The sequence below is a fragment of the Streptomyces sp. NBC_01384 genome (assembly GCF_045040035.1).
In the GTDB taxonomy this organism is placed as follows: Bacteria; Actinomycetota; Actinomycetes; order Streptomycetales; family Streptomycetaceae; genus Streptomyces.
Genome location: NZ_CP109559.1, coordinates 1910382 through 1930289, shown reverse-complemented (window position 1 = coordinate 1930289; position 19908 = coordinate 1910382). Strand labels below are relative to the sequence as shown.

Here is a 19908-nt window from a genome sequence, read left to right as displayed (position 1 = left end):
TGGCCGCCCGTTTACGCTGGGCCGCATGCCCACCCTGATTCTCGTCCGGCACGGACGTTCGACCGCCAACACCGCTGGGCTGCTCGCCGGCTGGACGCCCGGCGTCGCCCTCGACGAGCGCGGCGCCCAGCAGGCCGCCGCGCTGCCCGGGCGGCTCGCCGCGCTACCGATCTCCGAGGTCGTCACCAGCCCCCTGCAGCGCTGCCAGGAGACCGTGCAGCCGCTGCTCGACGCCCGCCCAGAGCTGCGCGTGCACACCGACGAGCGCATCGGCGAGGCGCACTACGGCGACTGGTCCGGCCGCAAGCTGGCCGAGCTGAACGATGAGCCGCTGATGGAGGTCGTACAGGCGCATCCGTCCGCGGCCGCGTTCCCCGGCGGAGAATCGATGCGGGCCATGCAGACGCGGGCCGCCGAGGCGGTGCGCGAGTGGAACGCGCGCGTGGAGCGCGATCACGGCGGTGACGCCGTGTACCTCATGTGTTCGCACGGCGACATCATCAAGTCCCTCGTCGCGGACGCACTCGGACTTCATCTCGATCTCTTCCAGCGGATCTCTGTGGAACCGTGTTCCATCACCGCGATCCGTTACACACGACTGCGTCCCTTCCTCGTGCGCCTCGGGGACACCGGCGACCTCGCCTCCCTGGCGCCGCGTGAGGAGCCTCCGAGCGGGGACGCACCGGTCGGGGGCGGTGCGGGCGCACCGTGATCGTCGGCCGCAGTAGGGTGAAGCGGTCGAAGCAGCGCAGTAGTTGTCAGCAAGTTGTCAGCAGCCGATGCGGGCCGACGCAGTCAGCCGGTCCACATGCCGATTCCAATGGAGACAGGACGTGTCCCGTCAGGTGTTCCTCTACGACCCCCCGGACCGTTTCGTGGCCGGTACGGTCGGGTTGCCCGGGCGCCGCACCTTCTTCCTGCAGGCCTCCTCAGGCCCCCGGGTGACCAGCGTGGCCCTGGAGAAGACCCAGGTCGCCGCGCTCGCCGAGCGCATGGACGAGCTCCTCGACGAGGTCGTCCGGCGCACCGGCGGCAGCGCCCCCGTCCCGGCCATGGCCCCCAACGAGGTGTCCGACACCGCCCCCCTCGACACCCCCGTGGAGGAGGAGTTCCGGGTCGGCACCATGGCGCTGGCCTGGGACGGTGACGAGCAGCGCATGATCGTCGAGGCGCAGGCCCTCGTGGAGCTCGACGCCGACACCGACGAGGACCTCGCCGAGGCCGAGGAAAGACTGCTCCAGGACGAGGAGAACGGCCCGCCGATGCTCCGCGTCCGGCTCACCGGCGCGCAGGCCAGGGCCTTCGCCAAGCGCGCCCTCGATGTCGTCAACGCGGGCCGGCCGCCCTGCCCGCTGTGCAGCCTCCCGCTCGACCCGGAAGGACACGTATGTCCGCGCCAGAACGGATACCGCCGCGGAGCGTGACCACGGCCGAGCTGCTCGCCCTGGGCGAGCTGAAGGTGCGCGGAAGGATCCGTGAGGCCTCGAACGCGGTGCTGTACTGCTCCGTGTCGTACGAGGGCCGCGACGCGTTCTGCGTCTACAAACCGGTCGCCGGGGAGCGGCCCCTGTGGGACTTCCCCGACGGCACGCTGGCGCAGCGCGAGGTCGCCGCGTACGAGGTCTCCGAGGCGACCGGGTGGGGGCTCGTGCCGACCACCGTGCTGCGCGAGGGACCGTACGGCGAGGGCATGTGCCAGCTGTGGATCGAGGCCTTGCCCGAAGCCGACGGGGACGGGCTGCTCGCCCTGGTGGAGGGCGAGGAGCCCGCGGAGGGCTGGAAGGCCATCGGCTTCGCCGAGGTCGGCGAGGGGCAGACGGCACTGCTCGTGCACGCCGACGACACGCGGCTGCGACGGCTGGCCGTGCTCGACGCCGTGATCAACAACGCCGACCGCAAGGGCGGGCATCTGCTGCCCGCCGAGGAGGGGCGGCTGTACGGCATCGACCACGGGGTCACCTTCAACGCCGAGAACAAGCTGCGCACGCTGCTGTGGGGCTGGGCGGGGGAGTCGCTGACCCCGGAGGCGGTCGAGGTCCTCACGTCTCTGCGGGACGGCCTGGCACCGGGCGCGTCCCTCGCCACCCGGCTGGCCGAACTGATCACCACCGCCGAGATCGACGCCACGCGCGCGCGTGTCGAAGCGATGCTGACTTCGGGCAAGCACCCCGAACCGAGCGGGGAGTGGCCCGCGATTCCCTGGCCACCGGTGTGAGCGAACCCGGCCCGCGCTCCTGAAGGGGCGCGGGCCACTGTGCGATCGACCACAACGAACCCGCGGTCGCGCAGCGCAGATCGAAGCACAGATCACAGAGCGGCCCGAGCTCTCAGGCGCACGGAAGCGCGCATGCCCCAGCATCCGCCGCACACCACTCGGCCTCGCGCAAGGGTGCCTTCCCGGCCATTAGGCGCTGGCCGGTTCGTATGCGGAACTTCCGTCCGGTTAGGCTCATGACATGCATGCCTGGCCCGCTTCTGAGGTCCCCGCCCTGCCTGGTGAGGGCCGCGACCTCCGGATCCACGACACCGCGACCGGCGGCCTCGTCACACTCGACCCCGGTCCCGTCGCCCGTATCTACGTCTGCGGCATCACGCCGTACGACGCGACCCACATGGGTCACGCGGCGACCTACAACGCGTTCGACCTCGTTCAGCGCGTGTGGCTCGACACCAAGCGGCAGGTTCACTACGTCCAGAACGTGACCGACGTCGACGACCCGCTCCTGGAGCGGGCGGAGCGCGACGGCGTCGACTGGGTGGGACTCGCCGAGAAGGAGACCGCCCTCTTCCGTGAGGACATGACCGCCCTGCGGATGCTGCCGCCGCGGCACTACATAGGCGCCGTCGAGGCGATACCCGGCATCGTGCCGCTCGTCGAGCGGCTCCGGGACGCGGGCGCGGCCTACGAACTCGAAGGAGACGTGTACTTTTCCGTCGAGTCCGACCCCGACTTCGGCAAGGTGTCCAACCTGGACGCCGCCGCGATGCGCCTGCTGTCCGCCGAGCGGGGCGGCGACCCGGACCGTCCGGGCAAGAAGAACCCGCTCGACCCGATGCTCTGGATGGCCGCGCGAGAAGGCGAGCCCAGCTGGGACGGGGGCTCGCTCGGGCGCGGCCGGCCCGGCTGGCACATCGAGTGCGTCGCTATCGCCCTCGACCACCTCGGGATGGGCTTCGACGTCCAGGGCGGCGGCTCCGACCTCGCCTTCCCGCACCACGAGATGGGCGCCTCGCACGCCCAGGTGCTCACCGGCGAGTTCCCGATGGCCAAGGCGTACGTGCACGCCGGCATGGTCGCCCTCGACGGCGAGAAGATGTCGAAGTCCAAGGGCAACCTCGTCTTCGTCTCCGCGCTCCGGCGCGAGGGCGTCGACCCGGCCGCCATCCGGCTCGCGCTCCTCGCGCACCACTACCGCGCCGACTGGGAGTGGACGGACGCCGTCCTCACGGACGCGGTGGCGCGCCTGGACAACTGGCGGGCAGCGGTGTCGCGGCCCGACGGCCCGTCCGCCGACGCGCTCGTCGAGGAGATCCGCGAGGCACTCGCGAACGACCTGGACGCCCCGGCCGCGCTCGCCGCGGTCGACCGCTGGGCGGCGCTCCAGCACGAGACGGGCGGCACGGACGAGGGCGCCCCCGGCGTCGTCTCGCGCGCCGTGGACGCCCTCCTGGGCGTTGCCCTGTAGTACTTCAGTACTTCCTGCGTGGGGGCGCCGGGCGGTCGTACCGCCCGGCGCCCCTTCGTTCAGACCGTCAGGGCCGTCACTTGTTCACGATGACGGCCTGTACGGTGCCGTTGGCGTCGTACAGGCCGATGACCTGCTGCCCGTAGGCGAAGGCCTGCTGGACCTCGTCGTGCGTCACCTGGTTGGGGTTCACCAGAGGGCGCCAGGCGTTGTTGATGAACAGGTAGAGGATCGACGGCTGGCCGGGCAGCGGGGTGACCACGTCCCAGAAGTGCTGGGCGATCCCGCTCGCCGCCACCGCCACCGCCTGCGCCTGCTGCTGCCCGCCGAGCTGCTGCAGCAGCTGCTGGAACGGCTGCTGCTGGCCCATCTGCTGGAGCTGCTGCTGCAGGTGCAGCGGGATGTACTGCGGGATCTGCTGCGGGAACTGCTGCTGGTCGATGCCCTGCTGCGGACCGAACGGCTGCTGCATCTGCTGCCCGTACTGCTGGGGCGGCGCAGTGCTCGGCCCCTGCTGTTGTCCCTGGATGCCTTGCTGCTGACTCATCTGCGGGGTGGTGCTCATACGGGTGCCACCTTCCGTGAATCATTGGATCGTTGACTCTTCCGGTACGTCTTCGGACGTCTTCGGGTACGTCAGCCCGTGATGACCAGGCCGACGATCTCGTCGTCCGAGAACCAGACGCGTACGTCGGGCCGTCCGCCCGCGAAGGCGGAGTGCACCGCCTGGCGGATCTCGGGGGACGGGTTGTCCAGGTTGCGCCAGTCGCCGGCCACGAACAGCCGGAGCCTGGGCGGGAGTTCGCGCGGGTACGGCAGCAGCTCGTCCCAGTACCGGTCGGCCCGGCCCGAGCCGACCGCCTCCGGCAGCAGCCGGGTGACCGCCGCCTTGATGTCCGGCCGGTTGCCGATCCGCTGGGAGGCGGGCCGGCCCGGCGCGTCCTGCTGCGGGGAGCCGGTGGCCCGCAGTACCGCGCGGGCACGCTCCGGGGACATGGGTTCCTGGGCCGCCGCCCTGAGCATGCCCTGCAGCGCGGCCAGGGCGCCGACCACCACCGGGGAGGCGGCGGAGGTCCCGGAGAACGTGTCCGTGTACCAGCCGATCTCCTCGGCACCGCCCTGCAGGTCGCCGGGCCGGTCCCAGAAGCCGCCGGTGGTCGTGACCTCGCGTCCCCAGCCCTGCGCGTCCACCCGCGCCCCGTAGTTGGAGAACGCGAGGCGGGAGCGGTCCGGGCCGTGGTCGCGGCCGTGCGTGCCGGGCGGTGGTGCGCCCGCGCCGACCAGGACCGCCCCGGAGGACGGGTTGGCGGGGTTGAAGGGGTTGCGCCACCACGCGGGGAACTCGGCGGGGCGGCGCTCGTACACCGCGTCGTCGAGCGACTCGGCGCCATTGCCCGCGGCCGCCACGACGAGCACGCCCTTGGCGGTCGCGTACCGGATGGCCGCGAAGTTGTCCGGCCACCACTCGATCGCTATGTAACCCTGCTGGTCGTCGCGCTGCTCGAAGTCGAACCGCGGCCCTGGAGCGTGCAGTTCGATCAGGATGATGTCGCCGGGGCCCAGCCGGTCGGCCGCCGCGTGGATCGCGGCCGCCGTGCCGATGCCCTGGAAGGACGCGGCCGCGGTCACGGCGTCCGGCGCGATGCCGGTGATCCCGTACTCGCCCTGGTCGCCGCCGATCACCCCGATGACGGCGGTGCCGTGGTTGCGCCAGGCGAGGTCGGTGAGCGGGGTGCCGACGACCACGCCCGCGAGCTTCGCGGCCAGGTCCTCGTGTCCGAGCTGCCAGGCCCCCTCCACGTCGATCACCGTCACGCCCTGGCCCGTACCGCCCGGCCGCTGCCAGGCCCAGTACCCGTCGATGCCCTCGGGCGCCGGCCGCAGATAGCCCTGGCGGCTGGTGAAGTCCGGGGTGACGGGCGCCCCTTCCTTCCGCTGCCGGCCGTCGTCCGCGCTCGGCGCGGTGTGTCCGACCGACCCCACCGAGGCGGGGACGGCGCCGGGCTTCACGTACGCCGTGTCGATCTCCGGCAGCGCGGCGATCCGCGAGCGCAGCTCCTGGGCGCGGCTCCCGCCGCCCCGCACCCGGTAGAAGAGCGCGAGGTCCGGCCCGCTCTCGCCGTCCGCCACCGCGGACTGGCGAAGTCGCTCCTCGCCGCCGAACAGCGGCTCCAGGACGAGCTGTTCGTCGCTGAGGAACATGTTGAGGGCCGACAGGTCCGCGCCCACCGCCGAGCGGACGCCCTCGGCCCCGGCGCGCAGCCGGGCCTCGGGGCGTGCGACGACGATCAGCTCCTGCTCGGCTCCTCGGTAGGTGAATCCCGCTCCGTCGGGCCCCGGCCCGGCCGTTCCCGGGCCCTGTGTCGGCTGTACCTGGTCGGTCATCGCGCACCGCTCCCTTCGGTTCGGTCCCTGCGGGGGCTGCCATGTCCCGTCCCCGGGCCGCGTCTTCGAGGCACAACCTGGCACGCCCACGGCGGTCCGTCCACCCCGTCTTCGCCAACTCGGTTTGAAAACAAGTTGAATGGGGAAACCTGTGCAATCCGGCCTGAAATAGATGTCACGCCGCAATCCGGCCAAAGGCTGCGGAGATGGGAGACATGTGGTGGGGTGTCAGGGACAGTTGATCGCTGGACCGGTCAACTCCCGGTAACCGCCCGGAAGGACGCACCGTGACATCCACGCACCGTTCGTTCCCACGTCACCTCAGCTCGTTGCCGCATCACCTCAGCCGCCGAAGACTGCTCACCGCCGGTGCCGCGACCGCCGGCGCCGTGCTCGCCGGGGCGTCGGCGGGCACCGCCCGGGCGTCCGAAAAGTCGTTACCCACCGTGATCCCCCTGCCGAACGGCTTCCGCCCGGAGGGCATCACCATCGGCGGCGGCCCGTACGCCTACGCCGGATCGATCGCCGACGGTTCGGTCTACCGCGCCGACCTGCGCACCGGACAGGGCCGTACCGTCGCCGCCGGGCCGGGTACGTCGGCGGCCGGACTCAAACTCGACGGCAGAGGGCGGCTGTTCGTCGCCATGGTCGGGGCGGGAGCCCGCGTGGTGGACGCCCGCACCGGCGCCGAACTCGCGTCGTACGTCCTCGCCACGGAGACCGAGACCTTCGCCAACGACGTGGTCCTGACGCCCCGCGCGGTCTGGTTCACGGACTCCTACGAGCCCACGCTGTACGCGCTGCCGCTCGGCCCGGGCGGCGCGCTGCCGGACGCGGCCGACGTCGTACGGCTCCCCCTGGGCGGCGACTGGAGCCAGGTGCCCGGCGCGGTGATCAACGCCAACGGGATCACGCAGACCCCGGACGGGACCGCGCTGCTGGTCGTGCAGACAGGGGTCGGCGGCCTGCACCGGGTGGACCCGAGGACCGGAGTCACCCGCCTCGTCGACCTCGGCGACGCGGCGCCGCTCGTCAACGGCGACGGACTGCTGCTGACCGGGCGGACGCTGTACGTGGTGCAGAACCGGCAGAACGCGATCGACGTCTTCCGGCTCTCGCCCGACGGGCACAGCGGCGTCTTCCTGCGCCGCCTCACCGATCCCGACCTCGACATACCGACCACCGTGGCCGCGTACGGGGACCGCCTCTACCTGCCCAACGCCCGGTTCACGACGACGCCGACGCCGGACACGCCGTACGACATCATCGCCGTAGAACGCTGAACGCTGAACGCTGAACGCTGAACGCTGAAACGAGGAAGGGGCGGTGCGCTGTGAGCGCGCACCGCCCCTTCCCACTGCTCCGTCCGCTCAGTCCTCCGAGGAGTCCTCGTCCTCGGTGCCGGGCTCCGGCTTCGGCGGCTTCGGCGGCTTCGTACGACCGCCGGGGTTGTCCCGCAGATACGAGGAGCTGTCGCTGCCGTCGGCCGTGGCGTGCCCGCCCGGGGCAGGGCCCGCCGGGCTGCCGCCGTCCCGCCGTCGCAGATACCGCTCGAACTCGCGCGCGATCGCCTCGCCCGACGCCTCCGGCAGCTCCGCGGTGTCCCGGGCCTCCTCCAGCGTCTGCACGTACTCGGCGACCTCGCTGTCCTCGGCGGCCAGCTGATCGACGCCCAGCTGCCAGGCCCGCGCGTCCTCGGGCAGCTCGCCCAGCGGAATACGCAGGTCGATCAGGTCCTCCAGACGGTTCAGGAGGGCCAGCGTCGCCTTCGGGTTCGGCGGCTGCGACACATAGTGCGGCACCGCAGCCCACAGCGACACCGCCGGTACGCCCGCGTGTGTGCACGCCTCCTGGAGGATGCCGACGATACCCGTGGGACCCTCGTACTTGGTCTCCTCCAGGTCCATCGTGCGGGCCAGGTCCGGGTCGGACGTGACCCCGCTGACCGGCACCGGACGTGTGTGCGGGGTGTCACCGAGCAGCGCGCCCAGGATCACCACCAGCTCCACGCCCAGCTCGTGTGCGAAGCCGAGCAGCTCGTTGCAGAACGAGCGCCACCGCATCGACGGCTCGATCCCCCGGACCAGCACGAGATCGCGCGGCTTCTCGCCGCCGACCCGGACCACCGACAGCCGCGTGGTCGGCCAGGTGATCTTGCGGACCCCGCCGTCCAGCCACACCGTGGGGCGGTTCACCTGGAAGTCGTAGTAGTCCTCGGCGTCCAGCGCCGCGAACACCTCGCCCTTCCACTCCCTGTCGAGATGCGCGACCGCGGTGGAGGCGGCGTCGCCGGCGTCGTTCCAGCCCTCGAACGCGGCCACCATGACCGGGTCGATCAGCTCGGGAACCCCCTCGAGCTCGATCACCCAGCGCCTCCTTCCGACGTGCCCCTTACGTACGCCCCAACCTTACGGCGTGCCGAGGGGGCCTCCGCAGCCCCCTTGCACGGGGGAGTGAACGGATCACTGCCCCGTTCGCCACCCTCAAACACCCCTCGGTGATCCCGGCCGTCCCGAACACTCGGCCATCCCCCTCCCGCTCCGCACACCTCCGATGGCTCGCGGGGGCCATGGCTCAGGCTGCGCGGGGACCCGGCTCAGAGGGTGCTGCGCAGCCACTGCTCCACGCTCGCGATGTGCACCGTCGCCCATGAGCGGGCCGCCTCCGCGTCGCGGTCCCGCAGCGCGGACAGGATCGCCCGGTGCTCGTGCAGGGTGCGGCTGACCGCGTCCTCCTGGGTCAGACCGCGCCAGATGCGGGCCCGGGTGGTGGGCCCGGACAGGCCGTCCAGCAGCGAGCACAGGACCGAGTTCCCGGAGGTCTGCACGATGCCCCGGTGGAACTCCAGGTCGCAGGCGACGAGCTCCTCCACCGACGGCGCGGCACCCAGCGCGTCCAGCTGGGAGGTCAGCGCGTCCAGTTGCTGCTCGCTGATCCTCGACGCGGCCATCGCCGTCGCCGCGGGCTCCAGGATCCGGCGCACCGCGAGGAATTCGAGCACCGTGTCGTCGCGGTGGAAGTCGACGACGAAGCTCAGCGCTTCCAGCAGGAGCTGGGGATCGAGGCTGGTGACGTACGTGCCGTCGCCCTGCCGTACGTCCAGGATGCGGATCAGGGAGAGCGCGCGCACCGCCTCCCGCAGGGAGTTGCGGGACAGCCCGAGGTCGGCGGCGAGTTCGCTCTCCTTGGGAAGCCGGTCGCCGGGGCGCAGCGTGCCGGAGACGATCATGCCCTTGATCTTCTCGATCGCCTCATCGGTGACTGCCATGGCGGACCTCCCTGTTCACTCCGGATGCCGATGAGACATCCGATGTCTCAGCACATTATGTGGGGTCACCAGGCCGAACGGACCCGAAATCCACCTCGGATCGGGCAAGCGCCTCCGGGCCGGCGAGGGCGGCGGCGTCGTCGAGCGTCGTGAGGCCTGCGTCGACGTACGCGGTGAGCGGGATCAGGCCGGGCCGGAAGGCGGCCCGGGTCCGGACGAGAACCCGGTGGTGCGGGGGTGCCCGCGGCGCGAACCCTGCCCCGGGGGAGCGGTTCCCGCGCATGCGAGAGGGGCGGCTCCCCCCGTGGGAGCCGCCCCTCAAGCCGTTCGCGCGACCTACTTCTCGTCGAGCATGTCCTGCACCTTGCCCCGGATCTCGTCCGTGGCGAGCCCGCGGATCGTCAGCGTCGTACGGCGGCGCAGTACGTCGTCCGTCGTCTCGGCCCACTCGTGGTCGCGGGCCCATACGACCTGCGCCCAGATCTCCGGGGCGTCCGGGTGGACGCGCTCGCCGAGCTCCGGGTTCTCGTTCGCCAGGCGCGCGATGTCGAAGGCCAGCGAACCGTAGTGCGTCGCCAGGTGCTTGGCGGTGTCGGCGCCCATGCGGGGGCCGGGCGCCGGGCCGTCGACGAGCAGGCGGTGGGCGACCGCGCGCGGGTTGGCGACACCCGGCAGCGGCAGCTTCTTCGGCAGCTCGGAGATCGGCTCGAAGTCCTCGCCCAGCGGGTGGCCCGGCAGTGACTCCAGCTTCTTCATGACCGTACGGCCGATGTGCCGGAAGGTGGTCCACTTGCCGCCCGCGACGGACAGCATTCCGCCGCGGCCCTCCGTGACGACCGTCTCGCGCTTGGCCTTCGAGGTGTCGCCGGGGCCGCCGGGCAGCACGCGCAGACCGGCGAAGGAGTACGTGATCAGATCACGGGAGAGCTGCTGGTCGCGGATGGAGAACGCGGCCTCGTCCAGGATCTGGGCTATGTCCTTCTCGTTGACCGCGACGTCCGCCGGGTCGCCCTCGTACTCCTCGTCGGTCGTACCGAGCAGGAGCATGTCCTCCCAGGGGAGGGCGAAGGTGATGCGGTACTTGTCGATCGGGGTGGCGAGCGCGGCCTTCCAGGGGGAGGTGCGCTTGAGGACGAGGTGCGCGCCCTTGGACAGGCGGATGGACGGCGCCGCGTTCGGGTCCTCCATCGTGCGCAGGTGGTCGACCCAGGGGCCGGTGGCGTTGAGCACGAGGCGCGCGTTGACGCCGAACTCCGCGCCGTTCGTGGCGTCCTTGAGGTCCGCGCCCGTGACCCGGCCCTTGGTGAAGCGCAGGCCGGTCACTTCGGCGTGGTTGAGCACGACGGCGCCCGCCTCGACGGCCGCGCGGACCGTCATCAGCGCCATGCGCGCGTCGTTCATCTGGTCGTCGCCGTACACGGCCACGGCCTTGAGGTTCTCGGTGCGCAGCTCCGGCACGTCCTGCTGCGCCTTCGCGGGCGAGAGCAGGTGGCCGACGCCGTCACCGAACGCGGAGAGCGCGGAGTAGGCGAAGACGCCCGCCCCGAGCTTCGCAGCGCCGTGCGGCCCGCCCTTGTACACGGGGAGGTAGAACGTGAGCGGGTTCGCCAGGTGGGGGGCCACCTGGCGGGAGACCGCACGGCGCTCGAAGTGGTTCTCCGCCACCAGCTTCACCGCGCCGGTCTGCAGGTAGCGCAGACCGCCGTGGAGAAGCTTGGAGGAGGCGGAAGAGGTGGCGCCGGCGAAGTCGCCGGCGTCGACCAGAGCCACCCTCAGTCCGGACTGCGCGGCGTGCCAGGCGGTGGAGATGCCCAGGATGCCGCCGCCGATCACGAGAAGGTCGTACGTCGCCTTGGAGAGCTGCTCCCGCGTCTCGGCGCGGCTCGGGTTGGAGCCGGAGGCCGGGTGCGTACCGAGGGCAGGCACGGTCTGCAGGGTGGGCTGGCTGGTCATTACGGGTTCTTACTCCTCGTCAGTTCTCGTGCTCGATCCAGCCCATGGTCCGCTCGACGGCCTTGAGCCAGCTCTTGTACTCGCTTTCGCGGATCTCCGCGTCCATGTTCGGGGTCCACTCCGCGGCCCGGCGCCAGTTGGCGCGCAGGTCCTCGGTGTTGGTCCAGAAGCCGACGGCGAGACCGGCGGCGTAGGCGGCGCCGAGGCAGGTGGTCTCGGCGACCATCGGACGCACCACGGGGGCGTCCAGGACGTCGGCCAGGGTCTGCATCAGCAGGTTGTTGGAGGTCATGCCGCCGTCGACCTTGAGGGCCGTGAGCTCGACGCCGGAGTCCTTCGTCATGGCGTCGGTGATCTCACGGGTCTGCCAGGCGGTGGCCTCCAGGACGGCGCGCGCGATGTGCGCCTTGGTGACGTACCGGGTCAGACCGGCGATCACACCGCGGGCGTCGGAGCGCCAGTACGGGGCGAACAGACCGGAGAAGGCCGGCACGAAGTAGGCGCCGCCGTTGTCCTCGACCGAGGACGCGAGGGTCTCGATCTCGGCGGCGGACTTGATCAGGCCCATCTGGTCGCGCATCCACTGCACCAGCGAGCCGGTGACGGCGATGGAGCCCTCGAGGGCGTAGACCGGAGCCTGGTCGCCGATGCGGTAGCCGACCGTGGTGAGCAGGCCCGAGTACGAGTTGATGATCTTGTCGCCGGTGTTCATCAGCATGAACGTGCCGGTGCCGTACGTGGACTTGGCCTCGCCCTCGGAGAAGCAGGTCTGGCCGAACAGGGCCGCCTGCTGGTCGCCGAGCGCGGAGGCGACCGGGATGCCGCCGAGCAGCTCGCCGAGCGAACCGCCGGTCACCTCGCCGTACACCTCGGCGGAGGAGCGGATCTCGGGCAGCATCGCCAGCGGGACGCCGATGGACTCGGCGATCTTCTCGTCCCACGCCAGGGTGTGCAGGTTCATCAGCATGGTGCGGGAGGCGTTGGTGACGTCGGTGACGTGGTGGCCGCCGTTCACACCGCCCGTCAGGTTCCAGATGACCCAGGTGTCCATGGTGCCGAAGAGGATGTCGCCGGCCTCGGCGCGCTCGCGGAGGCCCTCGACGTTGTCGAGCAGCCAGCGGGCCTTGGGACCGGCGAAGTACGACGCGAGCGGAAGGCCGGTCTCGCGGCGGAAGCGGTCCTGGCCGACGTTGCGGCCGAGTTCCTTGCAGAGCGCGTCGGTGCGGGTGTCCTGCCAGACGATGGCGTTGTGGACGGGCTCACCGGTGTTCTTGTCCCACAGCACGGTGGTCTCGCGCTGGTTGGTGATGCCGATGGCCTTGATGTCGTCGCGGGTGATGCCGGCCTTCTCGATGGCCCCGGCGACGACTTCCTGGACGTTGGTCCAGATCTCGACGGCGTTGTGCTCGACCCAGCCCGGCTTCGGGAAGATCTGCTCGTGCTCCTTCTGGTCGACGGAGACGATGCGTCCGTCGCGGTCGAAGACGATGCAGCGGCTGGAGGTGGTGCCCTGGTCGATGGCGGCGATGAACGGCCCTTGGCCGTGGGAAGCGATGCCGGCGGAGTGTGCGTCGGTCACGGTGTGCTCCTGAAGGTTCCGTATGAAAGAGGCTGGCTTACGGCGTATTGCTTACGGCTCGGAAAACCTTGCGGTTCAAGGAGGCCCGAGGCGCCGGGGCGAAGGGAGCCGGGCGCCTCGAAGGCTCTAAGCAAAAGCGACGTTGTAGAGGCCTGCGGCGATCGCGCCGCCGATCAGCGGACCGACGACCGGAACCCAGGCGTAGCTCCAGTCGGAGCCGCCCTTGTTCGGCAGGGGGAGCAGCGCGTGCACGATACGCGGACCGAGGTCACGGGCCGGGTTGATCGCGTAGCCGGTCGGACCACCGAGGGAGAGACCGATGGCGACGACGACGAGGGCGGTGATCAGGGCGCCCAGGGGGCCGAGACCGGTGCCGTTGTTGTTCAGACCCTGCGTGAGGACTGCGAGGACCAGCACGATGGTGGCGATGATCTCGGTGGCGAGGTTCTGCACCGCGTTGCGGATCTCGGGACCGGTGGAGAAGATGCCGAGCACGGGGCCCGCGCCCTTCTCCTCCGCCTCGACGGCCTTGGCTCCGGCGACCTCCGCGTCACAAGCCTCGATGATCTCGGGGTCGGTGAGATGCGCCTGGAACTGCCCGTAGTACACGACCCAGACCAGCGTGGCACCGATCATGGCGCCCAGCAGCTGGCCGCCCCAGTACACCGGCAGGTTGTTCCAGCCGCCGTTCTTGATGGTGAGTGCCAGCGTCACGGCCGGGTTCAGGTGGGCGCCGGACAGCGGCGCGGAGGTGTAGACCGCCGTGAGCACCGCGAAGCCCCACCCGAAGGCGATGGCGAGCCAGCCGGCGTTTCTGGCCTTGGAGGCCTTCAGCGTGACGGCGGCACAGACGCCACCGCCAAGCAGGATGAGTATGGCGGTACCTATGGTCTCGCCGATGAAGATGTCGGAGCTGGACACCCGCGACTCCTTTGTCCTTCGTCCAGGGGAAGGCGAACCCCGGGTCCCTCCGGTGGTTCGCGCCCTCGGGGGTGAGGGCGATGCCGGCCCATGGCGTTGTCACACTCTAACTTGTATTGCCGGTAGGTGTTCGACAATGCCGACCGATGGACGGGAGTCTTGCTCTCGCGTTACCAGCTCGTCAAGGGTTCTGTTATCGAAAGCGCGATCGTTATTGATTGCTGTGAGCTATCGATCTTGCGCGCGCGTGCGCACCTCCGCGGGCACACGCCGAAGGGCCGGCGCGTCGGTGACGCACCGGCCCTTTTGTCGTACGGCTTTTTGTCGTGTGAGGGATCGAGGGGTGTACGGGAGTCAGAACCGCCCGGCGCCCAGATCCCGCGACACCGCGCGGGCGCAGTCCCGCACTGCCGCGATCAGCTCGGGGCGCAGCTCCCCGTCCCGGCAGATCCGCTCCACGGCCCCGGCGATACCCACCGCGCCGACCGGCATGCGCCGCCGGTTGTGGATGGGTGCCGCGACCGAGGCGACGCCCGTCCAGGTCTCCTCGATGTCGTCGGCGTACCCCCGCGCGCGGGTCAGATCGAGGACCCCCTCGAACTGCTCCGGCTCGACCGTCGTACGGGCCGTGAACGCCTTGCGCTCGGCCTCCAGGACCTCGCTGTGCGCCACCGGGTCGTAGGCCGACAGGACCTTGCCCAGGGCCGTGGAGTGCAGCGGCTGCATGGCCCCGACCTCCAGCACTTGGCGGCTGTCGTCGGGCCGGAACACGTGGTGCACGATCAGCACGCCCTGCTGGTGCAGCACACCCAGATAGACGCTCTCACCGCTGGAGCGGGCCAGGTCGTCGGTCCACACCAGGGCCCGCGCGCGCAGCTCGTGCACGTCGAGATAGGTGGTGCCGAGCCGCAGCAGCTCGGCACCCAGCTGGTAGCGCCCGGAGACGGTGTCCTGCTCGACGAAGCCTTCCTGCTGGAGGGTGCGCAGTATGCCGTGGGCCGTGCCCTTGGCCAGGCCCAGCGAAGAGGCGATGTCGGACAGGCCGAGCTGCCGCTCGCCGCCCGCGAGCAAGCGCAGCATCGCCGCCGCCCGTTCGAGCGACTGGATGTTCCGTGCCATCGCCGTGCTACCTCCGTCCCCTTCGGCCGACGGGGTGCGACATCGCTACCACCGTTCGGCAATGTCGAACATTACCGTTCGTTGCCGAGCTCCCGCTAATGGGTGGCCGCAACATGCTCGGTCTGTCTTAACACCCCTGGCACAGGCGCCACGCCCGTCCGCCCCGTGGACGCCACTGACCCGGGCCGGTGCTCCGGGCTACCCTGACGGCGTGCGCCTTCCACGGGAAGCGCAAAGCCGACAGCCGTCGCACTCCAGGGAGCACCTTCATGGCTTCGTTGCCGAACCCGTCCCTTCCGTTCGAGCCTGCCCGGAACCGGGCCCGCACCGCCGCACTCCGCGAGGCGCTCGCCGAGCGTGTCGTGGTGGCCGACGGCGCGATGGGCACGATGCTGCAGGCGCAGGACCCGACGCTGGAGGACTTCGAGGACCTCGAGGGCTGCAACGAGATCCTCAACATCACCCGACCCGACATCGTCCGCTCCGTCCACGAGGCCTACTTCGAGGTGGGCGTCGACTGCGTCGAGACGAACACCTTCGGGGCGAACCACTCGGCGATGGCCGAGTACGAGATCTCCGAGCGTGTGTACGAGCTGTCCGAGGCGGGCGCCCGGATCGCCCGCGAGGTGGCGGACGAGTTCGGCGGCCGTGACGGCCGCCAGCGCTGGGTGCTGGGCTCCATCGGTCCCGGTACCAAGCTGCCGACCCTCGGCCACATCGGTTTCCACGCACTGCGCGACGGCTTCCAGGCGAACGCCGAGGGACTGATCGCCGGCGGTGCGGACGCCCTGATCGTCGAGACCACCCAGGACCTGCTCCAGACCAAGTCGTCGATCCTCGGCGCCCGCCGGGCCCTGGACGCGCTCGGCACGGACCTGCCGCTGCTGGTCTCCCTCGCCTTCGAGACCACGGGCACGATGCTGCTGGGCTCGGAGATCGGCGCCGCGCTGACCGCGCTGGAGCCGCTCGGCATCGACATGATCGGCCTGAACTGCTCCACCGGCCCGGCCGAGATGAGCGAGCACCTGCGCTATCTCGCCCGCCACTCCCGCATCCCGCTGCTGTGCATGCCCAACGCCGGGCTGCCCATCCTCACCAAGGACGGGGCCTACTTCCCCCTGACCCCGCCGGAGATGGCGGACGCGCAGGAGACCTTCGTCCAGCAGTACGGCCTGTCCCTGGTCGGCGGCTGCTGCGGCAGCACACCTGAGCACCTGCGCCAGGTCGTAGAGCGCGTGCGTGGGATGGCGCCGACCGAGCGGAGCCCCCAGCCGGAGCCCGGCGCCGCCTCCCTCTACCAGACTGTCCCGTTCCGACAGGACACCGCGTACATGGCGATCGGCGAACGCACCAACGCCAACGGCTCGAAGAAGTTCCGCGAGGCCATGCTGGAGGGCCGCTGGGACGACTGTGTGGAGATGGTCCGCGACCAGATCCGCGAGGGCGCGCACATGCTCGACCTGTGCGTCGACTACGTCGGCCGCGACGGCGTCGCGGACATGGAGGAGCTCGCCGGACGCTTCGCCACCGCCTCCACACTGCCGATCGTGCTGGACTCCACCGAGGTCGAGGTCCTGCGCGCCGGTCTGGAGAAGCTCGGCGGCCGGGCCGTCATCAACTCCGTCAACTACGAGGACGGCGACGGCCCCGAGTCGCGCTTCGCCAAGGTCACCCGGCTCGCCCAGGAGCACGGCGCCGCGCTGATCGCGCTGACCATCGACGAAGAGGGCCAGGCCCGTACCGCCCGGACCAAGGTCGCCATCGCCGAACGGCTCATCGAGGACCTGACGACGAACTGGGGCATCCACGAGTCCGACATCCTCATCGACACCCTGACGTTCACCATCTGTACCGGCCAGGAGGAGTCCCGCAAGGACGGCATCGCGACCATCGAGGCGATCCGCGAGCTCAAGCGCCGCCGCCCGGACGTGCAGACCACGCTGGGCCTGTCGAACATCTCCTTCGGTCTCAACCCGGCCGCCCGCATCCTGCTCAACTCGGTCTTCCTCGACGAGTGCGTCAAGGCGGGCCTGGACTCGGCGATCGTGCACGCGTCGAAGATCCTGCCGATCGCCCGCTTCACCGAGGAAGAGGTCCAGACAGCCCTGGACCTGATCCACGACCGCCGCGCCGAGGGTTACGACCCCCTCCAGAAGCTGATGGCGTTGTTCGAGGGCGCCACCACCAAGTCCCTCAAGGCCGGCAAGGCCGAGGAACTGGCCGCGCTGCCCCTGGACGAGCGCCTCAAGCGGCGCATCATCGACGGCGAGAAGAACGGCCTCGAAGCCGACCTCGCCGAGGCCCTCCGGACCCGCCCCGCCCTCGACATCGTCAACGAGACGCTGCTCGACGGCATGAAGGTGGTCGGCGAGCTGTTCGGCTCCGGCCAGATGCAGCTGCCGTTCGTACTCCAGTCCGCCGAGGTCATGAAGTCCGCGGTGGCCTACCTCGAACCGCACATGGAGAAGTCCGACGCCGAGGGCAAGGGCACGATCGTGCTGGCCACCGTGCGCGGCGACGTGCACGACATCGGCAAGAACCTCGTCGACATCATCCTGTCCAACAACGGATACAACGTCGTCAACCTCGGCATCAAGCAGCCCGTCTCCGCGATCCTGGAAGCTGCCGAGGAGCACCGCGCCGACGTCATCGGGATGTCCGGCCTGCTGGTCAAGTCCACGGTGATCATGAAGGAGAACCTGGAGGAGCTCAACCAGCGCGGCCTGTCCGCCGATTACCCGGTCATCCTGGGCGGCGCCGCCTTGACGAGGGCGTACGTCGAACAGGACCTGCACGAGATCTACCAGGGCGAAGTCCGCTACGCCCGCGACGCCTTCGAGGGCCTGCGCCTGATGGACGCGCTGATCGGGGTCAAGCGGGGGGTGCCGGGAGCCGTGCTGCCGGAGCTCAAGCAGCGCCGGGTGCGGGCCACCGCCCAGACCGTGGTCGAGGAGCGCCCGGAGGAGGGCCACGTCCGCTCCGACGTCGCCGTCGACAACCCGGTGCCCACCCCGCCCTTCCGGGGCACCCGTGTCATCAAGGGCATCCAGCTCAAGGAGTACGCCTCCTGGCTGGACGAGGGCGCGCTGTTCAAGGGGCAGTGGGGCCTGAAGCAGGCCCGCGCGGGCGACGGACCGACGTACGAGGAACTCGTCGAGACCGAGGGCCGTCCCCGGCTGCGCGGGCTGCTGGACAAGCTCCAGACCGACAACCTGCTCGAAGCCGCCGTCGTCTACGGCTACTTCCCCTGTGTGTCCAAGGACGACGACCTGATCATCCTGGATGAGCAGGGCAACGAGCGCACCCGCTTCACCTTCCCGCGCCAGCGCCGCGGACGGCGGCTGTGCCTGGCCGACTTCTTCCGGCCCGAGGAGTCCGGCGAGACCGATGTCGTCGGCCTCCAGGTCGTCACCGTCGGCTCCCGGATCGGCGAGGAGACCGCCAGGCTCTTCGAGTCGAACTCCTACCGCGACTACCTCGAACTGCACGGTCTGTCCGTCCAGTTGGCCGAGGCGCTCGCCGAGTACTGGCACGCGCGCGTCCGTTCGGAGCTCGGCTTCGCCGGAGAGGACCCGGCGGCCATCGAGGACATGTTCGACCTCAAGTACCGCGGCGCCCGCTTCTCCCTCGGCTACGGCGCCTGCCCCGACCTGGAGGACCGCGCGAAGATCGCCGAACTCCTGGAGCCCGAGCGCATCGGCGTCCGCCTCTCCGAGGAGTTCCAGCTCCACCCCGAGCAGTCCACGGACGCGATCGTCATCCACCACCCGGAGGCGAAGTACTTCAACGCGAGGTGAGGGGTGGGCGCCCCTCACCTCTGACGCGCCCCTCACAACCAACAAGCGCTTCACTTGAGGCCGTCGTACACTGGACGGTCCACAGCAGGCCGGTTCCCCTGAGGGAACCGGCCTGCGCGTCCCTCAAGGAGGTGCGCCAGGATGACCACTACGGTCCCCGCGCTCGGTACCCGTACGGCCGAAGGCTCAGCGTTGCAGGCCGTACTGCTGGACATGGACGGCACCCTGGTGGACACCGAGGGGTTCTGGTGGGACGTCGAGGTCGAGACCTTCCAGCGCCTCGGTCACGCCCTCGACGACACCTGGCGCCATGTGGTGGTCGGCGGCCCCATGACCCGCAGCGCCGGCTTCCTGATCGAGGCCACCGGGGCCGACATCACCCTCGCCGAGCTCACCGTGCTGCTCAACGACGGCTTCGAGGACCGTATCGGCCGGGCACTGCCCCTGATGCCGGGCGCGGCCAGACTCCTCGCGGAGCTCGCGGCGCACGAGATCCCCACTGCCCTGGTCTCCGCCTCGCACCGGCGCATCATCGACCGCGTCCTGTCCTCCCTCGGCCCCCAGTACTTCGCGCTGACCGTCGCGGGCGACGAGGTGGAGCGGACCAAGCCGTTCCCCGACCCGTATCTGCTGGCGGCGTCCGGACTCGGTGCCGACCCGGCCCGGTGCGCCGTCATCGAGGACACCGCCACGGGCGTCGCCGCCGCGGAGGCCGCCGGTTGCCAGGTGGTCGCCGTACCCTCGGTCGCGCCGATCGCCCCCGCGGCCCGGCGCACGGTCGTGACCTCTCTCGAAGAGGTCGACCTGCCTTTTCTCCGCGGCCTGATGACGGAAATGCGCTAGGCGTTCACCCAGCGTGCATAACCGAATGTGCGGATAACCCCGAGGTATCCGCCGGTAAGTGTCCGAGGCCTGTCGCGGATAACTCAATCTGCGGCCGGATGGTCGAATTCCGGTACTCTCCCCCAGGGTCGAGAGTGTGACGTTCGCCACTCTCGAAGGGGTCGACATCCGGCCCGGCATGTGCCGCCACCCCCCTTCCGGGGGTGGTCGACGTGCCCTTGTGTCCCGATTGGTGGAATGCTGTACGAATCCTTCCGCTGTCGGGTTATCGGTGCGTCCGCGCCCGGTTTCGTAGCGTGATGGGAACTCAACTCCGGTCTCTGCGGGCGGTCCTGGTGGTGCGGACTAATGTCGTCG

At 70.4% G+C, this 19908-nt stretch carries 16 protein-coding genes; 7 read left to right on the top strand and 9 right to left on the bottom strand.

Annotated elements, in window-relative coordinates:
- Nucleotides 1-25 precede the first annotated feature (25 nt).
- The 4 genes from OG747_RS08655 (at nucleotide 26) to mshC (ending at nucleotide 3686) form a co-directional block, all read left to right on the top strand.
- Nucleotides 26-712, top strand: a complete 687-nt coding sequence (locus tag OG747_RS08655; protein ID WP_405878693.1) for a histidine phosphatase family protein — start codon at nucleotides 26-28, stop codon at nucleotides 710-712.
- Nucleotides 713-833: 121 nt separating this feature from the next.
- Nucleotides 834-1424 (top strand): DUF3090 domain-containing protein, encoded by a 591-nt coding sequence (locus tag OG747_RS08650; RefSeq protein WP_405878692.1) that lies wholly within the window; start codon nucleotides 834-836, stop codon nucleotides 1422-1424.
- Nucleotides 1388-2215: an SCO1664 family protein gene (locus OG747_RS08645; protein ID WP_405878691.1), complete on the top strand. Its 828-nt coding sequence runs from the start codon at nucleotides 1388-1390 to the stop codon at nucleotides 2213-2215. The genes OG747_RS08650 and OG747_RS08645 overlap by 37 nt, the downstream gene beginning before the upstream one ends.
- A gap of 241 nt (nucleotides 2216-2456) precedes the next feature.
- Entirely contained in the window at nucleotides 2457-3686 is a 1230-nt protein-coding gene (gene mshC, locus OG747_RS08640; RefSeq protein ID WP_405878690.1) for a cysteine--1-D-myo-inosityl 2-amino-2-deoxy-alpha-D-glucopyranoside ligase, read from the top strand.
- Nucleotides 3687-3762: 76 nt separating this feature from the next.
- Here the strand turns inward: mshC and OG747_RS08635 are convergent, their stop codons facing one another.
- Both OG747_RS08635 and OG747_RS08630 read right to left on the bottom strand, forming a co-directional pair.
- A complete protein-coding gene (locus tag OG747_RS08635; protein ID WP_405878689.1) occupies nucleotides 3763-4251 on the bottom strand; it encodes a hypothetical protein in 489 nt (162 codons plus the stop codon).
- A gap of 71 nt (nucleotides 4252-4322) precedes the next feature.
- Entirely contained in the window at nucleotides 4323-6071 is a 1749-nt protein-coding gene (locus tag OG747_RS08630; protein ID WP_405878688.1) for a S8 family peptidase, read from the bottom strand.
- Nucleotides 6072-6358: 287 nt separating this feature from the next.
- Here OG747_RS08630 and OG747_RS08625 point away from each other — a divergent pair, with 287 nt between their 5' ends.
- Nucleotides 6359-7354: an SMP-30/gluconolactonase/LRE family protein gene (locus tag OG747_RS08625; RefSeq protein WP_405878687.1), complete on the top strand. Its 996-nt coding sequence runs from the start codon at nucleotides 6359-6361 to the stop codon at nucleotides 7352-7354.
- A gap of 87 nt (nucleotides 7355-7441) precedes the next feature.
- On the opposite strand, the gene OG747_RS08620 is transcribed toward OG747_RS08625, so the two are convergent.
- The 7 genes from OG747_RS08620 to OG747_RS08590 all read right to left on the bottom strand — a co-directional run bounded on the left by OG747_RS08620 (nucleotide 7442) and on the right by OG747_RS08590 (nucleotide 14911).
- Nucleotides 7442-8437: a PAC2 family protein gene (locus tag OG747_RS08620; protein ID WP_405878686.1), complete on the bottom strand. Its 996-nt coding sequence runs from the start codon at nucleotides 8435-8437 to the stop codon at nucleotides 7442-7444.
- Between the two features lie 230 nt (nucleotides 8438-8667).
- The gene (locus OG747_RS08615) at nucleotides 8668-9339 is read right to left on the bottom strand and encodes a FadR/GntR family transcriptional regulator (RefSeq protein ID WP_405878685.1); all 672 of its coding nucleotides are present in this window, start codon (nucleotides 9337-9339) and stop codon (nucleotides 8668-8670) included.
- Nucleotides 9340-9394: 55 nt separating this feature from the next.
- On the bottom strand, nucleotides 9395-9622 hold the full coding sequence (locus tag OG747_RS08610) for a hypothetical protein (protein ID WP_405878684.1): 228 nt from the start codon (nucleotides 9620-9622) through the stop codon (nucleotides 9395-9397).
- A gap of 53 nt (nucleotides 9623-9675) precedes the next feature.
- The gene (locus tag OG747_RS08605; protein WP_405878683.1) at nucleotides 9676-11292 is read right to left on the bottom strand and encodes an FAD-dependent oxidoreductase; all 1617 of its coding nucleotides are present in this window, start codon (nucleotides 11290-11292) and stop codon (nucleotides 9676-9678) included.
- Nucleotides 11293-11311: 19 nt separating this feature from the next.
- The gene (gene glpK / locus OG747_RS08600) at nucleotides 11312-12871 is read right to left on the bottom strand and encodes a glycerol kinase GlpK (protein ID WP_405878682.1); all 1560 of its coding nucleotides are present in this window, start codon (nucleotides 12869-12871) and stop codon (nucleotides 11312-11314) included.
- Nucleotides 12872-12997: 126 nt separating this feature from the next.
- On the bottom strand, nucleotides 12998-13792 hold the full coding sequence (locus OG747_RS08595; protein WP_405878681.1) for an MIP/aquaporin family protein: 795 nt from the start codon (nucleotides 13790-13792) through the stop codon (nucleotides 12998-13000).
- A 354-nt stretch (nucleotides 13793-14146) separates the two neighbouring features.
- Entirely contained in the window at nucleotides 14147-14911 is a 765-nt protein-coding gene (locus OG747_RS08590) for an IclR family transcriptional regulator (protein ID WP_405878680.1), read from the bottom strand.
- Between the two features lie 269 nt (nucleotides 14912-15180).
- Between OG747_RS08590 and metH the strand changes: the two genes are divergently transcribed.
- Both metH and OG747_RS08580 read left to right on the top strand, forming a co-directional pair.
- A complete protein-coding gene (gene metH / locus OG747_RS08585) occupies nucleotides 15181-18708 on the top strand; it encodes a methionine synthase (protein WP_405878679.1) in 3528 nt (1175 codons plus the stop codon).
- Nucleotides 18709-18849: 141 nt separating this feature from the next.
- Nucleotides 18850-19551, top strand: a complete 702-nt coding sequence (locus tag OG747_RS08580; protein WP_405878678.1) for an HAD family hydrolase — start codon at nucleotides 18850-18852, stop codon at nucleotides 19549-19551.
- The last annotated feature ends 357 nt before the right edge of the window (nucleotides 19552-19908 follow it).